19 protein-coding genes and 1 other RNA gene are annotated in these 19,651 nt (G+C 68.4%); 2 read left to right on the forward strand and 18 right to left on the reverse strand.

Annotation, left to right across the window (positions count from 1 at the left end):
* Positions 1-4 precede the first annotated feature (4 nt).
* The 9 genes from J4H85_RS13325 to tilS all read right to left on the reverse strand — a co-directional run bounded on the left by J4H85_RS13325 (position 5) and on the right by tilS (position 9,295).
* Positions 5-727 (reverse strand): Rossmann-like and DUF2520 domain-containing protein, encoded by a 723-nt coding sequence (locus tag J4H85_RS13325; RefSeq protein ID WP_208240634.1) that lies wholly within the window; start codon positions 725-727, stop codon positions 5-7.
* A complete protein-coding gene (locus J4H85_RS13330) occupies positions 724-2,415 on the reverse strand; it encodes a PH domain-containing protein (protein ID WP_208240636.1) in 1,692 nt (563 codons plus the stop codon). The genes J4H85_RS13325 and J4H85_RS13330 overlap by 4 nt, the downstream gene beginning before the upstream one ends.
* Positions 2,412-2,945 carry a PH domain-containing protein gene (locus J4H85_RS13335; RefSeq protein WP_208240645.1) on the reverse strand — a complete coding sequence of 178 codons (534 nt, stop codon included), beginning with the start codon at positions 2,943-2,945 and terminating at the stop codon, positions 2,412-2,414. Before J4H85_RS13335 ends, J4H85_RS13330 begins: the two co-directional genes overlap by 4 nt.
* Positions 2,946-3,021: 76 nt before the next feature.
* On the reverse strand, positions 3,022-3,555 hold the full coding sequence (locus tag J4H85_RS13340) for a DUF3180 domain-containing protein (RefSeq protein ID WP_208240646.1): 534 nt from the start codon (positions 3,553-3,555) through the stop codon (positions 3,022-3,024).
* Positions 3,548-4,087 (reverse strand): 2-amino-4-hydroxy-6-hydroxymethyldihydropteridine diphosphokinase, encoded by a 540-nt coding sequence (gene folK, locus J4H85_RS13345; RefSeq protein WP_208240649.1) that lies wholly within the window; start codon positions 4,085-4,087, stop codon positions 3,548-3,550. Before folK ends, J4H85_RS13340 begins: the two co-directional genes overlap by 8 nt.
* Entirely contained in the window at positions 4,084-5,376 is a 1,293-nt protein-coding gene (gene folP, locus J4H85_RS13350; protein ID WP_243893838.1) for a dihydropteroate synthase, read from the reverse strand. The genes folK and folP overlap by 4 nt, the downstream gene beginning before the upstream one ends.
* Before the next feature lie 7 nt (positions 5,377-5,383).
* Complete coding sequence (gene ftsH, locus J4H85_RS13355) at positions 5,384-7,462, reverse strand: ATP-dependent zinc metalloprotease FtsH (RefSeq protein WP_208240651.1); 2,079 nt, start codon at positions 7,460-7,462, stop codon at positions 5,384-5,386.
* Positions 7,463-7,630: 168 nt separating this feature from the next.
* Complete coding sequence (gene hpt, locus J4H85_RS13360; RefSeq protein WP_208240653.1) at positions 7,631-8,188, reverse strand: hypoxanthine phosphoribosyltransferase; 558 nt, start codon at positions 8,186-8,188, stop codon at positions 7,631-7,633.
* Between the two features lie 63 nt (positions 8,189-8,251).
* A complete protein-coding gene (gene tilS, locus J4H85_RS13365) occupies positions 8,252-9,295 on the reverse strand; it encodes a tRNA lysidine(34) synthetase TilS (protein WP_243893854.1) in 1,044 nt (347 codons plus the stop codon).
* A 116-nt stretch (positions 9,296-9,411) separates the two neighbouring features.
* Here tilS and ppa point away from each other — a divergent pair, with 116 nt between their 5' ends.
* Positions 9,412-9,903: an inorganic diphosphatase gene (gene ppa / locus J4H85_RS13370; protein ID WP_208240665.1), complete on the forward strand. Its 492-nt coding sequence runs from the start codon at positions 9,412-9,414 to the stop codon at positions 9,901-9,903.
* A 153-nt stretch (positions 9,904-10,056) separates the two neighbouring features.
* Here the strand turns inward: ppa and ffs are convergent.
* The 6 genes from ffs to J4H85_RS13400 form a co-directional block, all read right to left on the reverse strand.
* An RNA gene (gene ffs, locus J4H85_RS13375) (signal recognition particle sRNA small type) lies at positions 10,057-10,153 on the reverse strand.
* Positions 10,154-10,166: 13 nt separating this feature from the next.
* Positions 10,167-12,155, reverse strand: coding sequence for an ABC transporter ATP-binding protein (locus J4H85_RS13380; RefSeq protein ID WP_208240667.1), 1,989 nt, complete (start codon positions 12,153-12,155; stop codon positions 10,167-10,169).
* Positions 12,155-13,909 (reverse strand): ABC transporter ATP-binding protein, encoded by a 1,755-nt coding sequence (locus J4H85_RS13385; RefSeq protein ID WP_208240668.1) that lies wholly within the window; start codon positions 13,907-13,909, stop codon positions 12,155-12,157. The genes J4H85_RS13380 and J4H85_RS13385 overlap by 1 nt, the downstream gene beginning before the upstream one ends.
* 261 nt (positions 13,910-14,170) lie before the next feature.
* Positions 14,171-14,554, reverse strand: coding sequence for a 50S ribosomal protein L7/L12 (gene rplL / locus J4H85_RS13390; protein WP_208240670.1), 384 nt, complete (start codon positions 14,552-14,554; stop codon positions 14,171-14,173).
* A 72-nt stretch (positions 14,555-14,626) separates the two neighbouring features.
* The gene (rplJ, locus tag J4H85_RS13395) at positions 14,627-15,136 is read right to left on the reverse strand and encodes a 50S ribosomal protein L10 (RefSeq protein ID WP_208240672.1); all 510 of its coding nucleotides are present in this window, start codon (positions 15,134-15,136) and stop codon (positions 14,627-14,629) included.
* 259 nt (positions 15,137-15,395) lie between these two features.
* On the reverse strand, positions 15,396-16,121 hold the full coding sequence (locus J4H85_RS13400; protein WP_279592073.1) for a response regulator transcription factor: 726 nt from the start codon (positions 16,119-16,121) through the stop codon (positions 15,396-15,398).
* A 64-nt stretch (positions 16,122-16,185) separates the two neighbouring features.
* On the opposite strand from J4H85_RS13400, the gene J4H85_RS13405 reads away from it, so the two are divergent.
* Positions 16,186-16,773 carry a YqaJ viral recombinase family protein gene (locus J4H85_RS13405; protein WP_208240674.1) on the forward strand — a complete coding sequence of 196 codons (588 nt, stop codon included), beginning with the start codon at positions 16,186-16,188 and terminating at the stop codon, positions 16,771-16,773.
* A gap of 1 nt (position 16,774) precedes the next feature.
* On the opposite strand, the gene J4H85_RS13410 is transcribed toward J4H85_RS13405, so the two are convergent.
* Genes J4H85_RS13410 through J4H85_RS13420 form a run of 3 tightly spaced genes read right to left on the reverse strand, consistent with a single transcriptional unit; the run spans position 16,775 to position 19,487 of the window.
* Positions 16,775-17,317, reverse strand: coding sequence for a PH domain-containing protein (locus J4H85_RS13410; protein WP_208240684.1), 543 nt, complete (start codon positions 17,315-17,317; stop codon positions 16,775-16,777).
* Positions 17,314-18,906: an SPFH domain-containing protein gene (locus J4H85_RS13415; RefSeq protein WP_243893839.1), complete on the reverse strand. Its 1,593-nt coding sequence runs from the start codon at positions 18,904-18,906 to the stop codon at positions 17,314-17,316. Before J4H85_RS13415 ends, J4H85_RS13410 begins: the two co-directional genes overlap by 4 nt.
* Positions 18,903-19,487: an NfeD C-terminal domain-containing protein gene (locus tag J4H85_RS13420; protein WP_208240833.1), complete on the reverse strand. Its 585-nt coding sequence runs from the start codon at positions 19,485-19,487 to the stop codon at positions 18,903-18,905. Before J4H85_RS13420 ends, J4H85_RS13415 begins: the two co-directional genes overlap by 4 nt.
* Positions 19,488-19,651: the final 164 nt, after the last annotated feature.

The following is a 19,651-nucleotide window of genomic DNA, read 5'->3' on the forward strand; positions in this document are numbered from 1 at the left end:
AAGTCTACCCGTCGAGGTTCGGCGCGGACGGCCCGGCGGTCTCCGCCGAGATGAGCTCCTCCTCGATCGCCGCACGGACGATGCCGCCGACGACACGGTCCGGTCGATCGACGCCGAACCCGCGCATGGCTTCGGTCGCCTGGCGCACGACCGCGCGCGAGAACTGTTCGGCTGCGGCGACGGCCTCGGCATAGGCCGGCCGATCCGCCTCGTCGATGATGACCGGTTCGGCACCCATCTCGACGGCGAGGGCCTGTCCGATCGGCAGCACCGGTGTCGGTCCCGTCACGGCTACCATCGCGTTGGCGAGTCGCGCGAGATCGAGGCTCGTGCCGGTGAAGACGATGGCAGGGTGCAGTGCGAGCGGGATCACGCCGTTCGCGAGGGCCGGCTCGAAGACGCGAAAGCCGTGCTCTGGGGACGTGTGCATCACGATCTGACCCGGCTGCCACGCGCCCGTTTCGGTGAGCCCGTGCACGAGCCCGGGCAGCTGATCCCCCGGGACCGCGCACAGCACGAGCTCGGACCTGCGGACGATCTCGGGCACCTCGAGCACCGGGACGCCCGGCAGCATGGACTCGGCGCGTTCACGGCTCTGTTCGCTGAGCGCCGAGATGCCGGTGATCGCGTGACCCGCGCCCGCGAGAGCGCGACCCAGGACCGGACCCACGCGTCCGGCGCCGATGATCCCGACCCCGAGTCGGGACTGCTGCGGCGCCGGGGTCACCGCTGCTCCGTCCCGGCGTCGGGGGCGGAGGCCTCGGCGAGACGCTCGGCCTCGCGTCGATCGGCCTCACCGCTCTGCACCCGCACGACGGTGCCGGCGAGCTCGTCGAAGAACGCGCGGGCGGTCGGGAGGGCGAGACCGCGGGCTTCGACACCGATCGGGCCGAGCACGGTGTGGGTCTGGATCGACGCGAGCCCCAGCATGCGGTGCACGAGCGGTCGCCTGAGCTGCACCGACTGCGTCCGCAGCAGGGGCGCCACGATGAGCGAACGGGTCAGCGCACCGCGTCGGATGCGGAGGGTGGCTCGTTCGTCGTTGCGGCTCTGGGCCACGAGCTGCACGCCGGCACGCCGACGGGCGAACCAGAGCACCGAGGCCGACCGGGTGCCGGGGCGGACGTACCCCTCACCCGAACCGACCAGAGCGTCACGCAGCGGGTGCTGCTCGTCGAACGCGTCGGGCAGGAGCGCTTCGAGCACGCGCACCGCGTCCTCCACACGGCCGACCGGCAGCACGATATTGCGGTTGCTGTTCTGGCCACCCTGTGAGACGGAGTAGCCGGCGACGTTGATCCTGACCTTCCACCAGCCGAAGATGCGCCACCCGAGCGGCTGCATCGCCTCCACGCTGTGCACGCGGCCGAGCGGAATCGTCTCGGTGTTCGTCGCCGTGAGACCAGCACTCGTACGGATTCCCTCGCGCGACCGCGTGAGGGTGAAGTTGAAGCCCTTGTTGAACTGCCCGAAGATGAGCCCCACCATGACGAGGGCGAGCGGGATGAGACCGACGAGCGCCCCTGGCGACCGCACGATCGCGATCACCACGATCGCGATGAGCACGGCGACGGTGAACAGCATCTCCCAGCTCAGCAGAATGCTGCCGATCAACCGCGGAACGGGCACGGCGACCAGCACGCCGGAGCGACGCGCCGAGGCGTCGATGTCGAAGTCGGCGAACTCTTGCACGCGCCGGTCGAACGCACCATGGGCCTCGCCGTACGAGGTGCCGTCGTATCCGACGGCACCGACCGGATCGCCGGTCGGCACGGCAGCCGCGTCGTGCACCGGTTCGGGTGCGCTCTCAGACGGGTCGTCGCCCTGCGATCGCGCGGCAGATCGGACGATCTGCTCGCGCACCGTCTTCGCGTCACGGTGCCCCAGGTACGCGAGTTCGACCTTGCCGCCCGCGCCGCCGGTCTGCACGTCGATCTTCGTGAGACCGAGCATGCGCGCCAGCAGCGGTCGCTGCAGATTCACACTCTGAATGCGATCGAGCGGGGCCCGACGGTGCTTCTTGAACAGGATCCCCGAGCGATTCTCGACCGCTTCTCCGGTGATGCGGTAGGTGTGCACCCGCCAGCTCAGCCAGGAGAAGAGCACGATCACCAGGATCAGTCCGAAGATGGCGGCGATCCCGATGCCGAGCATGCCCTCGGCGATCACCGTCTCGATGAGCTCCTCGGGTCCGCCACCCGAGTACGACTCCCCGACGAACAGCTCGATGAGCATCTCACGGAGGTTGGCGATGATGATGCCGAGGATCACGAGCAGCGCGAGACCGCCCTGCATGAGCGGAGTGAGGGGGTGCATGCGGCGCCATCCCGCGCTGTCCGCCTTGCCGGGCAGGGCCTCGGCCGCCGGAGCGATCGTCCCCTGCTCGTCGTCCGGAACCTCGGACTGGTCGCTCACAGCCCCGACCGCCGGGTCTCCGCGAGCTCCACGAGACGGTCGCGCAAGGTCTCCGCATCGGCCATCGGCAGCCCGGGCAGATGCACACCGGTCGCCGCGGACGCGGTCACGAACTTCAGCGTCGCGAGCCCCAGCGCGCGCAGCAGCGGCCCACGGGTGACATCGACGAGCTGCAATCGGCCGTAGGGGACGGCGATGACGCGCTCGAAGAGAATGCCGCGGCGGAAGAGCAGATCATCGTCGCGCAGCACGTAGCCGATCGCTTTCACACGACGGAAGGCGAGCACCGCGTTCACGAGCAGGACGAGCGACAGCACCCCGATGCCCGCGAGCACCCACGGTGCCGGTTCGTCCGCGACGACCAGCACGACGACACCGACCGCGATCACCACCAGCACCAGGATGAGGTTGGTCACGAGATCGGCGACCGCGTACTTCGACGACACCCGCTTCCACTCGTGGTCGGGAATCGGCCACTCGGCCGCGTTCGCTCCCGTTCCGGCCGCGGTGCCGGATTCCCGGCCGGTCATGGGGTCACTCCCTGTTGCACTCACGTCACCACCATACCGGCGTGGACCGACGCCGCACAGGGCTGCGGTCCCGCGCTCAGCGCGCCGAATCGCGGAAGGCCGGCTGGTCTACCGGCCCGCTCTCGGGGCTTCCGTCGCCCGGCCCGTCATGCGCGTCGCCATCGCCCGGCGGCACGCGACACAGGCGCTCGGCGATCACGCCGGCGATGAGCAGCACCAGTCCGGCGCCGGCGACGCACGCCATGGGCCCCCACGCCGACGCGGCGGGGACCACCGTGCGCAGCAGCGCCGGGACCAGCAATCCGACCCCGAACCCGGCGAACAGGCCGCCAGCGAACTGGCTGGCGCGTGCGCCCGCCAGGATCCTGACCGCCGCGAACGGATCGACGTTGCCACCGGTGTCCCGCGTCACCCTGCGTCGCAGGATCACCGCCATGACGAGCACGGCGATCGCGACCGCGGTCAGCGTGAGGGGCAACGACAGCGGCGGCACGAAGAGCGCGAAGCCGCGCGAGGCACGCGTGACGTGGAGCAGCAGGCCGATGCCGAGACCGCTCACCGCGAATGCCAGGGTCGCGAGCGGAGAGGTCGCTCGCTGTCCGCTAGTCATCGTGGCCGTTCGACGGCTCGACCGATGCGGTCGGGGTGAGCGGACGCGTGGTGTCGCCGATCCGGTCGAGGAGGTCTCTGACTCTCCCGTGCCCCATGAGCACCGCATCGGGGTCGAGATCGAGCCACGGCGCGAGCACGAAGTCGCGCTCGTGCGCTCGCGGGTGCGGCACGGTCAGCCGGTCATCGCGCACGGCGCCGCCGCCGAAGAGAATGAGGTCGATGTCGAGGGTGCGGTCACCCCATCTGATGTCGCGGGTGCGACCGTGATCGGTCTCGATCGCCTGCATGCGATCGAGCAATTCGTGCGCCGTCAGTGTGGTCGTCGCGGACGCCACGGCGTTCAGGTAGGCGGGGGCCTCCGGATCGGGCCCCGACTCCGTCAACGCCACCGTCTCGCGCAGCGGCGACAGCACCAGATCGGACACCCCAGGTGTCTGCGCCAGCGCATGCGCGGCTCGCTCGATCGTCTCTCCCCGATCACCGAGGTTCGCCCCGAACGCCACGAGCACCGGAACGATGCGGGCGATCATCGCACGGCTCCGTCCGACGATCGCTCCACCGTGACCGACACATCGCGGAACGTCAGTTCGATCGGCGCGTCCGGCTTGTGCACCGTCACGCGCACCGACCGCACCCCGGAGAAGCCGAGCGCCACGTTCGCCGCCCGCTCGGCGACCGTCTCGATGAGGTCGACGGGGTCCCGCCGCACCGCGGCGTCGATCGCTTCGGCGAGTTCGCCGTAGTGCACCGTCGCGCCGAGCGCATCACCGTCCGCCGCCGGGCGAAGATCGAGGCGCACCTCGGCGTCGATGATGAAGGTCTGCCCCTGCTCGCGCTCGAAGTCGAACACGCCGTGATGCGCGAACACCTCGAGCCCGGTGAGCGTGATGCGATCGGTCGCGCGGTCAGCGCTGACGCCGGAGCGCGGGCGGTCGGCGGTCGGTGCGTCTTCCCGATCCGGCCCGGCTCCCCAGGCGCGCTCCACCGCGAGCGCCTGCACGGTGCCGGCGACGTCGTGCACCCTGACCCCCCACGCACCGGCACGGGCGGCGAGAGCGCTCACGACGGCCGTTGCGAGATCGCGTTCGTGCTCGAGACCACCGAGGTCACGGGCCGACTCGGGTACCCCCCGCAGCGTCTCGGCGAGCATGCGCTTGCGCGAGGCGCCGATGAGCACCGGAAACCCGAGTGCGGCGAGCTCGGGGAACCGTCGCAGGAGCTCCCAGCACTGCGCACCGGTCTTGTCGAATCCGAGACCGGGATCGAGCACGATCCGGTCGGCAGCGATGCCGGCGCGGATCGCGGCCTGCGCCTGCGCGCGCAGGCCGTTCACGACATCGTCCACGACATCGTCGTAATCGGAGCGCTGATGGTCGGGATCGGGGACGCCGCGCCAGTGCCCAAGCACGATGGCCGCAGGCTGCCCGCTCGGAGTCCGCGTCGCAGCGACGGCGTCGAGCATGTGCGGGTCGAACGTCGCGCCGGAGACGTCGTTGACGATTCGTGCCCCGGCCTCGATGGCCGCGATCGCGGTCTCGGCGTGGATCGTGTCGATCGAGACGTGCACGCCGTCCGCGGCGAGCGCGCGGACGACCGGGATCACCCGCCGGCACTCCTCGGCCGCGCTCACCGGCTCGGCCCCGGGACGTGTGGACTCTCCGCCCACGTCGATGATGTCCGCGCCCCGCACGCTCAGCGCCCGCGCCCGTTCGATCGCGCGATCGGCGTCGATGAAACGTCCGCCGTCGCTGAACGAGTCGGGCGTGACGTTCAGCACGCCCATGACCCGGACGTTGCCGGGCACCTCGATGTTCGTCATCGTGAGCTTACCGCGGGTCGGGGTCGCCGCCGATTTCCGGCTCGGGCGCGTGCGGGGCGGTGCCGACCTCGGGTCCGACGATCAACCCGCCCTCGGGGGGCTGAGTCTCTCCTGCGGCGTCCGGACCCGCTGCTCCGAGATCGTCGGTGCGCGCGGCCTCGGGCATCGCGATCGGCGGTTTCTGGTCGAGCACCGGCCGGTCGGGGTGCGACAGCCAGACGGGTCGCTGCGGCAGCTTCTCGACGTCGGAGAAGATCGTCGCGATCTGCCGGTGATCGAGCGTCTCTTTCTCGAGCAGCTCGGCGGCGAGGCGGTCGAGCACGTGACGGTTCTTCGTCAGCACCTCGTACGCCTCGTTGTGCGCCTGCTCCATGATGGCGCGGACTTCCTGGTCCACCGAGACGGCGATGCCCTCCGAGTAGTCGCGGCTCTGCCCGAACTCGCCCAGGAAGGCGCCCTGCTGAGCTTGGCCCAGCTTCACCGGTCCGACGGATGCGGACATGCCGTAGTCGGTCACCATCTTGCGCGCCGTGCTCGTCGCTTTCTCGATGTCATTGCCCGCCCCGGTGGTCGGGTCGTGGAAGATGAGCTCCTCGGCGACGCGACCGCCGAGCGCGTACGCGATCTGATCCAGCAGCTCGTTGCGGCTGACCGAGAACCTATCCTCGAGCGGAATGACCATCGTGTACCCGAGCGCGCGGCCACGCGGAAGAATCGTGATCTTCGTCACCGGATCGGTGTGGTTGAGCCCCGCCGCCACCAGTGCGTGACCGCCCTCGTGGTAGGCCGTGACGAGCTTCTCGTGGTCGCGCATCACGCGGGTACGCCGCTGCGGGCCGGCGATCACGCGGTCGATCGCCTCGTCGAGCGCGCGGTTGTCGATGAGCTGCGCGTTCGACCGCGCGGTCAGCAGCGCAGCCTCGTTCAGCACGTTCGCGAGATCGGCGCCCGAGAACCCCGGGGTCTTCCGGGCGACGGTGTCGAGGTCGACGTTCGGCGAGAGCGGCTTGCCCTTCGAGTGGACTTCGAGGATCTTCAGTCGGCCGGGCATATCCGGAGCGTCGACGCCGACCTGCCGGTCGAACCGTCCCGGGCGCAGCAGCGCCGGGTCGAGCATGTCGGGCCGGTTCGTGGCCGCGATCATGATCACGTTGGTCTTCGGATCGAACCCGTCCATCTCGACGAGCAGCTGATTCAGCGTCTGCTCGCGCTCGTCGTGGCCGCCGCCCATGCCCTGCCCGCGTCGCTGGCCGACCGCGTCGATCTCGTCCACGAAGATGATGGCGGGCGAGTTGGCCTTCGCCTCCTTGAAGAGGTCGCGCACCCGGCTCGCGCCGACGCCTACGAACATCTCGACGAAGTCGGAGCCGGAGATCGAGTAGAAGGGGACACCGGCTTCGCCGGCGACGGCGCGTGCCAGCAGCGTCTTGCCCGTTCCCGGAGGTCCGTAGAGCAGCACGCCCTTCGGGATTCGCGCACCGACGGCCTGGAACCGCGAGGCGTCTTGCAGGAAGTCCTTGATCTCGTGCAGCTCTTCGACGGCCTCATCCGAACCGGCGACGTCGGCGAAGGTGACCTGCGACATCTCTTTGTTGACGAGTTTCGCCTTGTTCTTCCCGAACTGCATCACCCCGCGCCCGCCGCCGGCGGACATCGACGAGATCATCCACCAGATGAGCAGTCCGATGAGCAGCAGCGGGAACAGGAATCCGAGCAGCGACCACAGCGGATTCGGCTGCGGGTTCTGGTCGGTGAACCCGTCCTTCGGATCGGATGCGGTGACCGCATCGATCACGTCGTCGCCGCGCTGGCTCACGTAGTAGAAGTAGACCTGATCGGTGCCGTAGTCGTCATCGACTTTCGTCAGATCGACATTGACGCGCTGGTCCCCGTCGATGATCTCTACGGACTGCACCCCGCCGTCGCCGAGCAGTTCGAGTCCCTGCTGCGTCGTGATCTCTCGCGAACCGCTGCCGGACAGCAGCATCCACCCGACGAGCACGATGATCGGTGCGATCAGCAGGTAGAGCAGCGGCCCCCGGAAGAGCTTGCGGGTCTTCGAGGGCGTTTCAGCCTGTTCAGCCAAAGTGCGGGCCTTTCTGCGTGCGCGCTGTGCCGCCGCGACGCGATGCGCGGGCTGCGTGATCCGTTCCAGAGTAGCCCGGACCCCCGTCACCGCCCTGTGATTCCGCCAAATACCGGAGGCGGAGCGTTCCGCCGGTCGCGAACGGCGCCGACGGAGCGCGGATCCGGACTATTCGCCGCCGTACACGTGGGGCGCGAGAACCGCGACATCACGCAGGTTGCGATAGTCCTCTGCGAAGTCCAGACCGTACCCCACGACGAACTCGACCGGAATGTCGAAGCCGACGTACGCCACATCCACCTCGACTTTGAGCGCCTCGGGCTTCCGGAGCATCGTGCAGATACGCACCGACTTCGCGCCGCGGCTCTCGAGGTTCTCCTTCAACCACGACAGCGTCAGTCCGGAGTCGATGATGTCCTCCACGATAAGCACATCGCGACCGGTGATATCCGCGTCGAGATCCTTGAGGATCCGGACCACACCGCTCGACTTGGTGCTCGCGCCGTATGACGAGACCGCCATCCAGTCCATCTGCGCGTGGAAGCGCAGTTCGCGCGCCAGGTCGGCCATCACCATGACCGCGCCTTTGAGCACCCCCACCAGGAGGGGCGGGTTGCCCGCGTAATCCACCTCGATCTCGCGAGCCATTTCCGCCAATCGCGAGCGGAGTTCGTCTTCGGTGTGCAGAATGGCGGAGAGGTTGTCCCCCAGCTGATGCGAATCCATGCATCTACTGTACGCGTGCCGCGGGGGTCGCCGCGCCGTCGCCACCGGATCGAACCCGAGCCGTCAGTCCCTCGGTGACCCGATCTGTCGTGCGAACACCAGCTCCTCCGCACGCCGCGTGACGCGGACGCCGGGCACGAAGACCGGCTTCTGGCCGCGCCAGTCCGTCACGAGCGCGGCGACCGCACGCGTATGCTCGCGTCCGAGATACCCGCCGAACGCAGCGGAAACGCCGCGAATGATCCGGTTGCGGATCGCCGCAGGCTCCGCGAGCAGCACCTGCACCGGCACGCGCACCGTCATCTCCGGAGCCTCGACCGCATGCCCGCCGGCGGCTGCGAGCAGGCGGTCGACCGTGACGGACGCGATCGCATCCAGTGCATCGGCGTCCTCCCGGGCGAGATCGGCTGATCGTGCGAGCGCTCCGCGCACCTCGGGGCCGAGCTCTCGGTCGATGAGCGGCAGGATCCGCTCCCGCACCCGCACCCGCGCGTAGACCGCATCCCGATTGTGCGGATCGCTCCAGGGTTCGAGCGACTGCGCCGCGCACGCGGCCACGGTCACGGCGCGCGTCACCTCCGACGCCTCGTCGAGGAACGGGCGGAGCACCGGCACCCCTTCGGCCGATCCGATGGCGGGAATACCGGCGATGCTGCGCGTGCCCGACCCCCGCGCGAGCGCGAGCAGCACCTGCTCGGCCTGGTCGTCGCGGGTGTGCCCGGTCAGGATCAGCGCCGGCGACCCCTCCCCCGCTGCTGCTGCGGCAGACGCGAGCGCGGCGTAGCGTGCCGTCCGCGCGGCGGACTCCGGCCCGCCGCCGGACTCGACGACGACCGATCGCACCTCGACGGGATCCAGACCCAGTTTCCGGGCCTGCGCGGCCGCGGCCGCGGCCGCGGAGTCCGAGCCCTGCTGGAGACCGTGATCCACCACCACTGCCCCCGCGACGATGCCGAGCCTGGGGGCTTCGAACGCCGTCGCGGCGGCGAGCGCGAGCGAGTCCGCGCCGCCCGACAGCGCCACGATCACCCGACGCTCGCCGCGCCCCCGGAGCGCGCGCCGCACCGCTCGGCGCGTGGCGGCGACCGCGGGGTCGAGCGGGGGCAGTTTCGTCACCTCACCACGGTACCCCGCGGAGGGGCGGTCGCCCGGCTTCCTCCGGTACCCTGGTGCCAGCATGACACGCCGGGCGCACCGCGCCCCCGAACAGATGAGGAGCGCGCATGGCCGCTGCATTCGACGCCGTGATCGAAATCCCGAAGGGGAGCCGCAACAAGTACGAGGTCGACCACGAGACGGGCCGGGTCTATCTCGACCGCGTGCTCTACACCGGTTTCGTGTACCCGACCGACTACGGCTTCTTCGAGGAGACCCTCGGCGAGGACGGCGATCCGCTCGACGTGCTGGTGCTGCTCGACTACCCCGTCTTCCCCGGAGTCGGTGTGAAGGTGCGCCCGGTCGGTGTGCTCAAGATGAGCGACGAGGCCGGCGGCGACGACAAGGTCATCGCGGTGCAGCACAAGGATCCGCGCTGGCAGCACATCCAGGACGTCGAGGACATTCCCGAGTACACCCGCAAGGAGATCGAGCACTTCTTCGAGCGCTATAAGGATCTCGAGCCGGGCAAGTGGGTCAAGGTCGACGCGTGGGGGAACGCTGCCGACGCGGAGCAGCTCATCATCGAGGCGCAGCAGCGTCTCGCCGACCAGCACTAGCCGCCCGGCGCGGCACCGCGACGCGCATCGCGCCGCACGCCACGCGCCGAGAGCGCACGAAGTGGGGTTTCCGTTCATCGGAAGCCCCACTTTCTGCATTCTCGACGAGGCCCGCGCGGAGGCGGCGCGACACGCCTCGCAGGCGCGCAGACATGAAAAGACCCCCTACGCACCCGCTAGAGCCCCAGTACCCTTGCTTCGTTTCCGACCTGGGGGAGTTCCTGAGGATAGCGCCACGTAGGAGGCCCGTTCAGTGTAGCGGATCAGCTCCGCCCGCTCGAATCGGCACTCGTCCCGGCGCTCGTGTCGCCGGTCGTCCCGGCCCCGGCCACGGGTACGGCGCCGGTGGCGGCGACGGGCTCGCCGGTGAGCAGCTCTTCGGCGTGAGCCGCGTCGACCTCGCCGCTGAACTGCGCCTGATACAGCTCGGCGTACGCCCCGTCGAGCGCGAGCAGCTCCTCGTGGGAGCCCTGCTCGACGATCCGACCGGACTGCATCATCAGGATCGTGTCGGCGTCGCGGATCGTGGAGAGCCGGTGGGCGATCACGAACGAGGTGCGGTCGGTGCGCAAGGCCTGCATGGCCTGCTGGACGAGGACCTCGGTGCGGGTGTCGACCGACGACGTGGCTTCGTCGAGGATCAGCAGTGACGGGTTCGCGATGAACGCGCGCGCGATGGTGAGCAGCTGGCGCTCCCCCGATGAGAGCGTGGAGGCGTTCTCCTCGATGACGGTGTCGTACCCGTTCGGCAACTGGCGCACGAAGCGGTCGACCATCGTCGCCTGGGCCGCCGCCACGACCTCGTCGTCGGTCGCGTCGAGACGCCCGTACCGGATGTTCTCACGGATCGTTCCCTCGAAGAGGAACGCGTCCTGGAGCACCATGCCGACGTGGCCCCGGAGCTCGGCTCGACTGAGCGTCGTGATGTCGACGCCGTCGAGCAGGATCTGCCCCGCGTTCAACTCGTAGAACCGCATGATGAGGTTCACGAGCGTCGTCTTCCCGGCACCGGTCGGTCCGACGATCGCGATCGTCTGCCCGGGTTGCGCCGAGAGCGAGAGGTCGTCGATGAGCGGTTCGGCCGGATCGTAGCTGAACGAGACGTGCGCGAAGTCGATCCGCCCGGCGGTCCGCTCGGGCAGATGCTCGGATGCGGTGTCGGGATCCTGCTCGTCCGCGTCCAGCAGCTCGAAGGTGCGCTCGGCCGAGGCGACGCCCGACTGCAGCATGTTCGCCATGCCACCCATCTCGGCGAGGGGCTGGGCGAACTCGCGGGAGTACTGGATGAAGGCGGTCACGTCGCCGAGCGTCATCTGGCCGGTGGTGACGCGCAGCGCGCCGACGACGGCGATGAGCACGTAGCTCAAGTACTGCACGAACTGCATCGACGGCATGATCGTGCCCGACAGCGCTTGCGCCTTGTAGGAGGCCTGGAAGAGCTCCTCGTTGCGCCGGTCGAATTCTGCGGCCATCTCGCGGTCGCGGTTGAAGATGCGCACCAACTCGTGACCGGTGAACGACTCCTCGATGTGCCCGTTCACGGCACCGGTGTACTTCCACTGCGTCACGAAGAGCTTCTGCGCACGGACTCCGACGAAGCCGACGATGACCGCCGAGAGCGGAAGGGCGATCAGGGCGATGAGGGCCAACTGCCACGACACGATGAACATCATCGCCGCGATGCCGATGACCGTGAGCACCGACTGCACCAACTGCGAGAACGCCTGCTGCAGCGCCTGCTGAATGTTGTCGACGTCGTTCGTCACGCGCGAGAGGACGTCGCCGCGCTGGCGACTATCGAAGTAGCTGAGCGGCAACCGATTGAGCTTCGCTTCGATGTCGGCGCGCAACCCGTAGACGATGCGCATCACCATGCGGTTGAGAATGTAGCCCTGCAGCCACATGAGCACGGACGCGACGAAGTACAGACCGATGACCGCGATGATGAGGCGCGAGAGCACCGGGAAGTCGATCGGGGATCCGCTCACGACTCCGTCGAAGATCACGTCGACGGCCTGTCCGAGGATCTTCGGGGCGATCACGGTCAGCACGACCGACAGCACCACCAGGACCACGACGAAGGCGAACAGCCATTTTTCGGGTTTCAGGAGTCCGAAGAGGCGCTTCGCCGACGGCCAGAAGTGCTTCGCCTTCTTCGTCGGCTGCGATCCCGACCAGTCGTCGTTGTCGGGCTGGTAGTCGTCCGGCAGTTCGAACTCGTCGGTCGAGGTGTTGTCACGCTGCTTCGCCATTACGCCGCACCCCCGTTCGGTGTCGCGTCGGCCTTCTCGAGCTGCGACTCGACGATCTCCTGATAGACGGGGCTCTGTTCGAGCAACTCCGCGTGGGTGCCGCGTCCCACGATCTCGCCGTCCTCCATCACCAGGATCTGATCGGCGTCGGTGATGGTGGACACGCGCTGCGCCACGATGATCGTGGTCGCTCCCGCGGTCGCCGACGGGAGCGCGTCCCGCAGCCGCGCATCGGTCGCGACGTCGAGGGCGGAGAAGGAGTCGTCGAAGAGGTAGACCCGCGGCCGCGCCACGAGGGCGCGGGCGATCGAGATCCGCTGCCGCTGCCCTCCGGAGACACTGGTGCCGCCTTGCGAGATGGGCTCGTCGAGGCCGTGCTCCTTGGCGCGCACGAAGTCGTCGCCCTGAGCGACGCGGAGCGCCTCCCAGAGTTCGTCGTCGCTCGCCGCCTCGTTGCCGAACCGCAGATTCGTGGCGACGGTGCCCGAGAAGAGGTACGGTCGCTGGGGGACGAGACTGACCGCACTGGCCAGCTGCGCGCGCGTGAGCCGGCTGACCTCGGATCCGTCGATGGTCACGGAGCCGCTCTGCGGATCGAAGAGCCTGAGCACCAGGTTCAGCAGCGTGGTCTTACCCGACCCCGTCGATCCGATGATCGCGGTCGTCCGCCCGGGCTCAGCGACGAATGAGGCGTTCTTGATCACGGGCAGCTCCGCGCCGGGGAACCCGAACGTCACGTCCCGGAACTCGACGCGGCCGGCTGCCGGCGTCGGCACCGACTCGGTTTCGGGGAACGACAGGGCGGACTGCGTGTCGAAGAGATCGCGGAGGCGTTCGGCGCAGACCACGGCTCGCGGAATCATCATCGTCATGAAGACGCCCATCATGACGGCCATCAGGATCTGCAGCAGGTACTGCAGGAACGCCGTCAGAGATCCCACCTCGACGAGGCCGGCATCGACGCGCTGACCGCCGAACCAGAGCACGGCACCGGTCGCGATGTGCAGCACCATCATGATGACGGGGAACATCAGGACGAACACATTGCCGACCTTCACCGAGACGTCGGTGATGTTGCGGTTCGCGACCTCGTAGCGATCGGCTTCGAAGTGCTCGCGCACGAACGCGCGAACCACGCGGATCCCCATGATCTGCTCGCGCAGCACGCCGTTGATCGCGTCGACGCGATCCTGCATCTTGCGGAACAGCGGCAGCAGCAACCAGACGAGGAAGCTCACGATGACGGCCAGCACCGCGACCGATGCCCAGACGAGCCAGGCGAGTCCGGCGTCTTCGCGGAGCGCCATGATGATGCCGCCGATCGCCATGATGGGCGCCGTCACCATGAAGTTGAACGTCATCATGGCGAGCATCTGGATCTGCTGCACATCGTTGGTGCCGCGCGTGATGAGGGTGCCGGCCCCGAAGCGCGTCGCTTCGAGCGTGGAGAGGGAGTCGACCTTGCGGTACACGCGACTGCGCAGATCCCGGCCGATGCCCATGCTCGCTCGGGCGCCGAAGTAGACGGCCGCGACGGCCGCGACGACCTGAGCGAGGGAGACGAGCAGCATCGTGGCCCCGGTGCTCCAGATGAAGTCGGTGTCGCCGTTTGCGATGCCGCGATCGATGATCTGCGCGTTGAGGCTCGGCAACCACAGCGCCGCGATGGTCGCGAGCAGTTGCAGCACCAGTACGAGCGTGATGAACACGCGATAGCGCTTCGCGTGTTGGAGCGTGAGCCTGAGGAGCGCCACGATGTTCCCTTCGTCCAGTCGCCACGCCTGCGTCCACCCGCAACGTGGACCGCAGGGGCGCACGAACCGAGACGTGCTTCGCGGCAGACGGGTGACTCTATCAGACGTCCATCGCCCTGACAATCGTACTCGATCGGCCAGTGCTCACGTCGAGAGTCTGCGCGCGGTTCGATCGGGATCCGCCGAGTCGTGGACCCCTGGAAACGCCGCAGGGGCGGCACCACCCGGAAGTGGTACCGCCCCTGCGAGCCGTGAGAGAACTTACGCGAGCTTGACGCCTGCGCCTGCCTCTTCGAGCTTGGCCTTGGCCGCCTCGGCGTCCTCCTTGTTCGCGCCCTCGAGCACGTTCTTGGGGGCTTCCTCGACGAGGGCCTTCGCCTCGCCCAGGCCGAGACCGGTGAGCTCGCGAACGACCTTGATGACCTGGATCTTCTTGTCGCCGACCGAGTCGAGGACGACGTCGAACTCGTCCTTCTCCTCCTCAGCGGCGGCCTCGCCACCGGCGGCGGGCGCTGCAGCAACCGCGACGGGGGCGGCGGCCGAGACGTCGAAGGTCTCCTCGAACGCCTTCACGAACTCCGAGAGCTCGATGAGGGTGAGCTCCTTGAACTGCTCGAGCAGCTCTTCAGTCGAAAGCTTAGCCATGATGTATCTCCTTGGTGTGTGCCCGCACGAAGCGGACGGATCTTGTCAGTACCGAACTGCGTGAACGAGTGCTTACGCGTCCTGCTTTTCCTGCAGCGCGCCGAAGCCGCGAGCGGCCTTGGCGGGCAGAGCGTTGAACAGCTGCGCTGCACCGATCAGCGATGCCTGCATGGCGCCGGCGGCCTTGGCCAGCAGCACCTCGCGGCTCTCGAGATCGGCGAGCTTGCCTACCTCAGCGGCGGTGAGGGGCTTGCCATCGAAGTAGCCCGCCTTCACCACCAAAAGAGGGTGTGCCTTGGCGAAGTCACGCAGTGCCTTGGCGACCGCGACGGTGTCACCGTGCACGAAGGCGATCGCCGAAGGTCCGGCGAGCTCGTCATCGAATGCGGTGATCCCGGCGTTGTTGGCCGCAATCTTGGTCAGCGTGTTCTTCGACACGGCGTACGTCGCGTGCTCGCGGATGCTCCGCCGCAGTTCCTGCAGCTGTGCAACCGTGAGTCCGCGGTACTCGGTCAGCAGAACGGCGCTCGACTCTTCAAACTTCTGCTGAAGATCGGCAACCGTAGCTTCCTTCGTAGCCATGGCGCTCCCTAGCTTGTCGTCATCCGTCGGACGGGCGTCCGGCGGAGGCCGTGCCGCTCGGAGCTGCTCTGAACATGAGAAAAGCTCCGGCGCGCACGCACGGAGCTTCAAGTGTTTCGAAGATTCGCACCTGCGCTGGTCTTCGCTGCTGCGAACGTTCCGGGATCCCGGGGGACCCTACCGGCGGTCTTTGGCCAGATACGAACATACCACGCCGCGCGCTGCACGGCAAAGCGGCACGGGTACGGAGCGCGTCCGCTCAGACGTCCGCGGCCTTCAGCATGTAGCCGGCGCCGCGCACCGTGTGAATCATCGGCGTGCGACCGGCATCGATCTTCTTGCGCAGGTACGAGATGTACAGCTCGACGACGGCGGGTTTGCCGGTGAAATCGTAGGTCCACACGCGGTCGAGGATCTGCGCCTTCGACAGGACGCGTCGCGGGTTGCGCATGAGGTAGCGCAGCAGCTCGAACTCCGTGCTCGTCACGTCGATCGCCTCGCCCCCGCGCTCGACCTCGTAGCTGTCCTCGTTCAAGGTGAGATCTCCGACACGGATGACCGGATCGGGGGCCGCGCTCTGCGTGATCTGCGACCGCCGCACCAGGCCTCGGAGTCGCGCGATGAGCTCCTCGAGACTGAACGGCTTCACGACATAGTCGTCGCCGCCCGCCGTGAGTCCGTTGATCCGGTCGTCGACGGAGTCGAGTGCCGTGAGGAACAGCACGGGCACCGTCACCCCCTGACTCCGGAGCCGGGAAAGCACCTGCATGCCGTCGATGTCGGGCAGCATGATGTCGAGCACCGCCACGTCGGGGGCGAACTCCCGCATCGCGTCGAGCGCTCCCTGACCGGTTGCCGACGTGCGCACGTCCCACCCCTCGTACCGCAGCGCCATGGCGATGAGTTGCGAGATCGAATCCTCGTCATCGGTAATGAGCGCACGCAGCTTTCCGCCGTCCGCACGCAGCATGTCACCTGGAGTCATAGGAGCATTGTCCGGCTTGCTGCTGTGTGCCCGCTGTGCCCGGCGAAGTGGCAGAATACTGACGATGTCAGTCGCTGCCCCGAGCTATCTCACCCGCGTCGTCACCGACGGTTCCGACCGGGTCGCGTGGATGCGCGCGCGCTCACGAGGGATCACGGCGACCGATGTCGCGAAGCTCTCAACGCCCCGCTCCATCGAGACGGCGGCGCACGCGAAGCTCTTCGGCACATCGTTCAGCGGCAACGTCTACACCGATCATGGGCGGGCGCGCGAACCCGAGATCGCCGCCTGGGTGCTGCAAGAGCACACCATCTCTCCGAGCGCCGCGCTCTTCCACGCCGCCTCCGACCTGCGGCACCTGGCCACCCCGGACGGCGTCGTCCAGCGTGAGAACGGCCACATCGAACTCGCCGAGATCAAGACGACCAATAAGGAGTGGCGGTCGATCCCCCGCCACTACCTGCGGCAGGTCTGGTGGCAGCAGTACGTGCTCGGGGCCGAGCGCACGCTGATGGTGTGGGAACGGCACGAGGGTTTCGTCCCCGTGGGCGACCCGGAATGCCGGTGGATCGACCGCGATGAGAACGAGATCGCCCGGCTCGTCGATCTCGCGGGGCGACTGATCGACGTGCTCATCGCGCGCACGACCTGAGTCAGAAACGCTGCGGCGGAGCGGCGGTCCGAGCCACGAGCTCCTGAACCGCCTCCGCGACCCGTGTCATTCCGGGCACGTCGGCGATGGTCGTGCGGTCGGGCCCGACGCACAGGTCGATGTCGCCCGATCCGTGCATTCGCTGCCCGACCGTCCGCCGCGTCCGCACTTCGCTCACTCGTGACAGCGAGATCTCGAGCCGATGACGGACGAAGAACCCCCGCCGCATGATGACGCGGCGGGTCGTAATGGTCGTCCGCTCCGCCAGCCAGGTGAGGATCGGCAGGAAGACGAGCAGGATGCTGAGCAGGATCGCGGCAATGCCGGCGGCGACGTTCGCCAGGGGTTGAGCGAAGGAGCCGACCCAGTAGCCCGTCGCCGCGGCGAGCGCGAAGAGCAGGACGACGGGGACCGTCAGGTGCCGCCCGTGCCGACGGACCCGCAGCACCACCACCTCCGGCCGCGCCGGAGGTTCGGGCGCCGGCCCCAGCGCGGCCTCGAGATCGGCCGCACTGGAGTCGAGCGAACGTCGCTGCCGACTCATGACGCGTCGGTACCGCCGCTCTCCGGTGCATCAGCGGTGCCCGTCGCCTGCCGATCCTCGGAACCGAGGTCGGGCGTCGCGATCGACGGATCCATGTCCGCCGCGCGCTCGCGCCGCAGATCTGCGCGGCGCACATCGGTCGCCGCCCGGTCGGCGGCTTCGCCGAAGCTCGACGCGGAACGCTGCTGCGCGCGACCGGCGGCTGCGCCTGCGGCGCTCCCGGTGGCGACACCGTTCAGCATGCCGACCAGATCGACGCCGACGGTGTCGCGCGCCATGTCGAGGAGTCCCTTGATGTTGCCCATCGCATCGCCGGCAACCTTCGAGGTGCCGTCCGCGGAGACCACCGTCATCGTGTCGATCGCACTGATCGCGTTCGCGTACTCCGAGGCGATCTGCGGCAGCAACTGGATGAGTTCCTGCGCGAGCACCGCCTGCGACTGGGTCTCGAGCGCACGCGCACGCGCGTCGATCGCGTCGGCCTCGGCCGTACCCTTGGCGCGCAGCGCGCGGGCCTCGGCCTCGCCCTCTGCGGCGAGCGCCTCGGCGCCCGCGATACGCGCTGCCCGGGCCGCGAGCCCTTCGCGCTCCGTCGCCTGCGCACGACCGTCGGCTGCTGCGACCGCCGCGGCGGCCTCGGCCTTGGCGATCTGCTCGACGCGGTACGCCTCCGCCTCGGCGACGGCGCGGACGTCGGCATTCAACTGCTCCTTGCGGAGCGTCACCTGCCGCTGCGCGGTGAGCTGCTGCTGCTCGACGATGTCCTGCTGCTGGATCGCGTCCTCGAGCGGCTGCGCGGCCGAGGCCTGCGCGGTCGCCTTGTCCGTCTCGGCCTGAACGGCCGCCTGACGCAGCTTGAACTCGCGATTGCGATCGAGCAGGTGCTGCTCGGCCGAGATCTTCGCCTCTTCCGAAGCCTGGTAGGCGTTGGTCTCGGCGATATCGGCGGCCTGGCGCACCTTCGCAGCCTCGGGGCGGCCGATGTTGGTGATGTAGTCGGCTCCGTCGCGGATCTCCTGGATCTGCAGGGTATCGACGACGAGACCCTGCTTCGTGAGCGCTTCTTCCGCGGCTTCGAGCACGCTCTGAGCGACGACCGCGCGGTCGCGGATGATCTGGAGCACCGTCAGTCCGCCGATGATGGAGCGGAGGGAACCCGAGAGGACCTCCTGCGTCGACTCGTCGATCTCGTCCGAGTTCGAGAGGAAGCGCTGGGCTGCGGCGCGGATCATCTCCTGGGATCCGCCGACCTTCACCACCGCGACGGCCTGAGCCTGGATCGTGATGCCGTCGGTCGTCTGCGCCTCGGTCGTGATAGTGAGACGTCGCGAGCGCAGCGAGATCGTGAACGACTTCTGCACGAAGGGCACGACGAAGACGCCGCCGCCCGTCACGACCTTCTGTCCTGAGAGGTCGCGGACGGTCTGACCCGTCTTCGTGTCGGAGACCTCCTTGCCCCTGCCGCCGGTGACGATGATCGCTTCGTCGGGCTTCGCGATGCGGTAGCGCTTGATGATCACCAGCGCGATCAGCACCAGCGCGACGATCGCGCCGAATATCCCGACGATGGCGGGGGTGAACAAGATCATGAATGCTCCGTTCTCGGTGGTTCTGGCGGTTCAGTGGTGTCGGGGTCGATCGAGGCGACCTGCACCGATGTCGAGGTGAGCGTCTGCACGATGCGCACGCGTGCGCCACGCTCGATGCTCTGCTGCGCGGTGGCCGAGAGCGAGACGCGCTCCCCGTGCCGCACGAGGGCGACTTCGCCCAGGCCGCCCTGCGGAATGGCGAGAACGACGAAGGCCTCACTGCCGACCAGGTCGCTGCCGCTGACCGCGGTCGACGACTCCGCACCGCGGATGAGCTTGCTCAGCCACCACGCGGCGACGGCGCCGAAGAGGCCCGCGATCGCACCGACGACGGACCCCGCCCCCGGCGACATTCCCGCACCGACGCTGGCGAAGGCGGTGAAGCCGAAGATCGACGTGAACGCCGCGATCGTGGTCAGGCTGAGCGGCCCGTCGCCGAAGTCGAATGCGTCGAAGATGCCGTCCAGCACGAGGGAGATGAGCAGGAGCACGCCGCCGACGATGCCGATGACGAGGAAGATGCTGCCGGCGAAGAGCGATCCATCGAGGAGTCGCCCGATCCAGTCCATCGCCGCAATCATCTCTCTCACCCCGCATCGTATCGCTCCGGCCAGTCTAGCGGGCAGTCTCGCCGGGCCCGCTGGCGAGACGCGGAGCGACACCGGACCGGAATGTCGTCACCGAAATGTGAGCAATCACACTGTATTGGTCGAGCGTAAGGCAACTAGTGTAGGTTTCGGTTGAG

The organism is Leucobacter tardus (assembly GCF_017583045.1).
In the GTDB taxonomy this organism is placed as follows: Bacteria; Actinomycetota; Actinomycetes; order Actinomycetales; family Microbacteriaceae; genus Leucobacter; species Leucobacter tardus.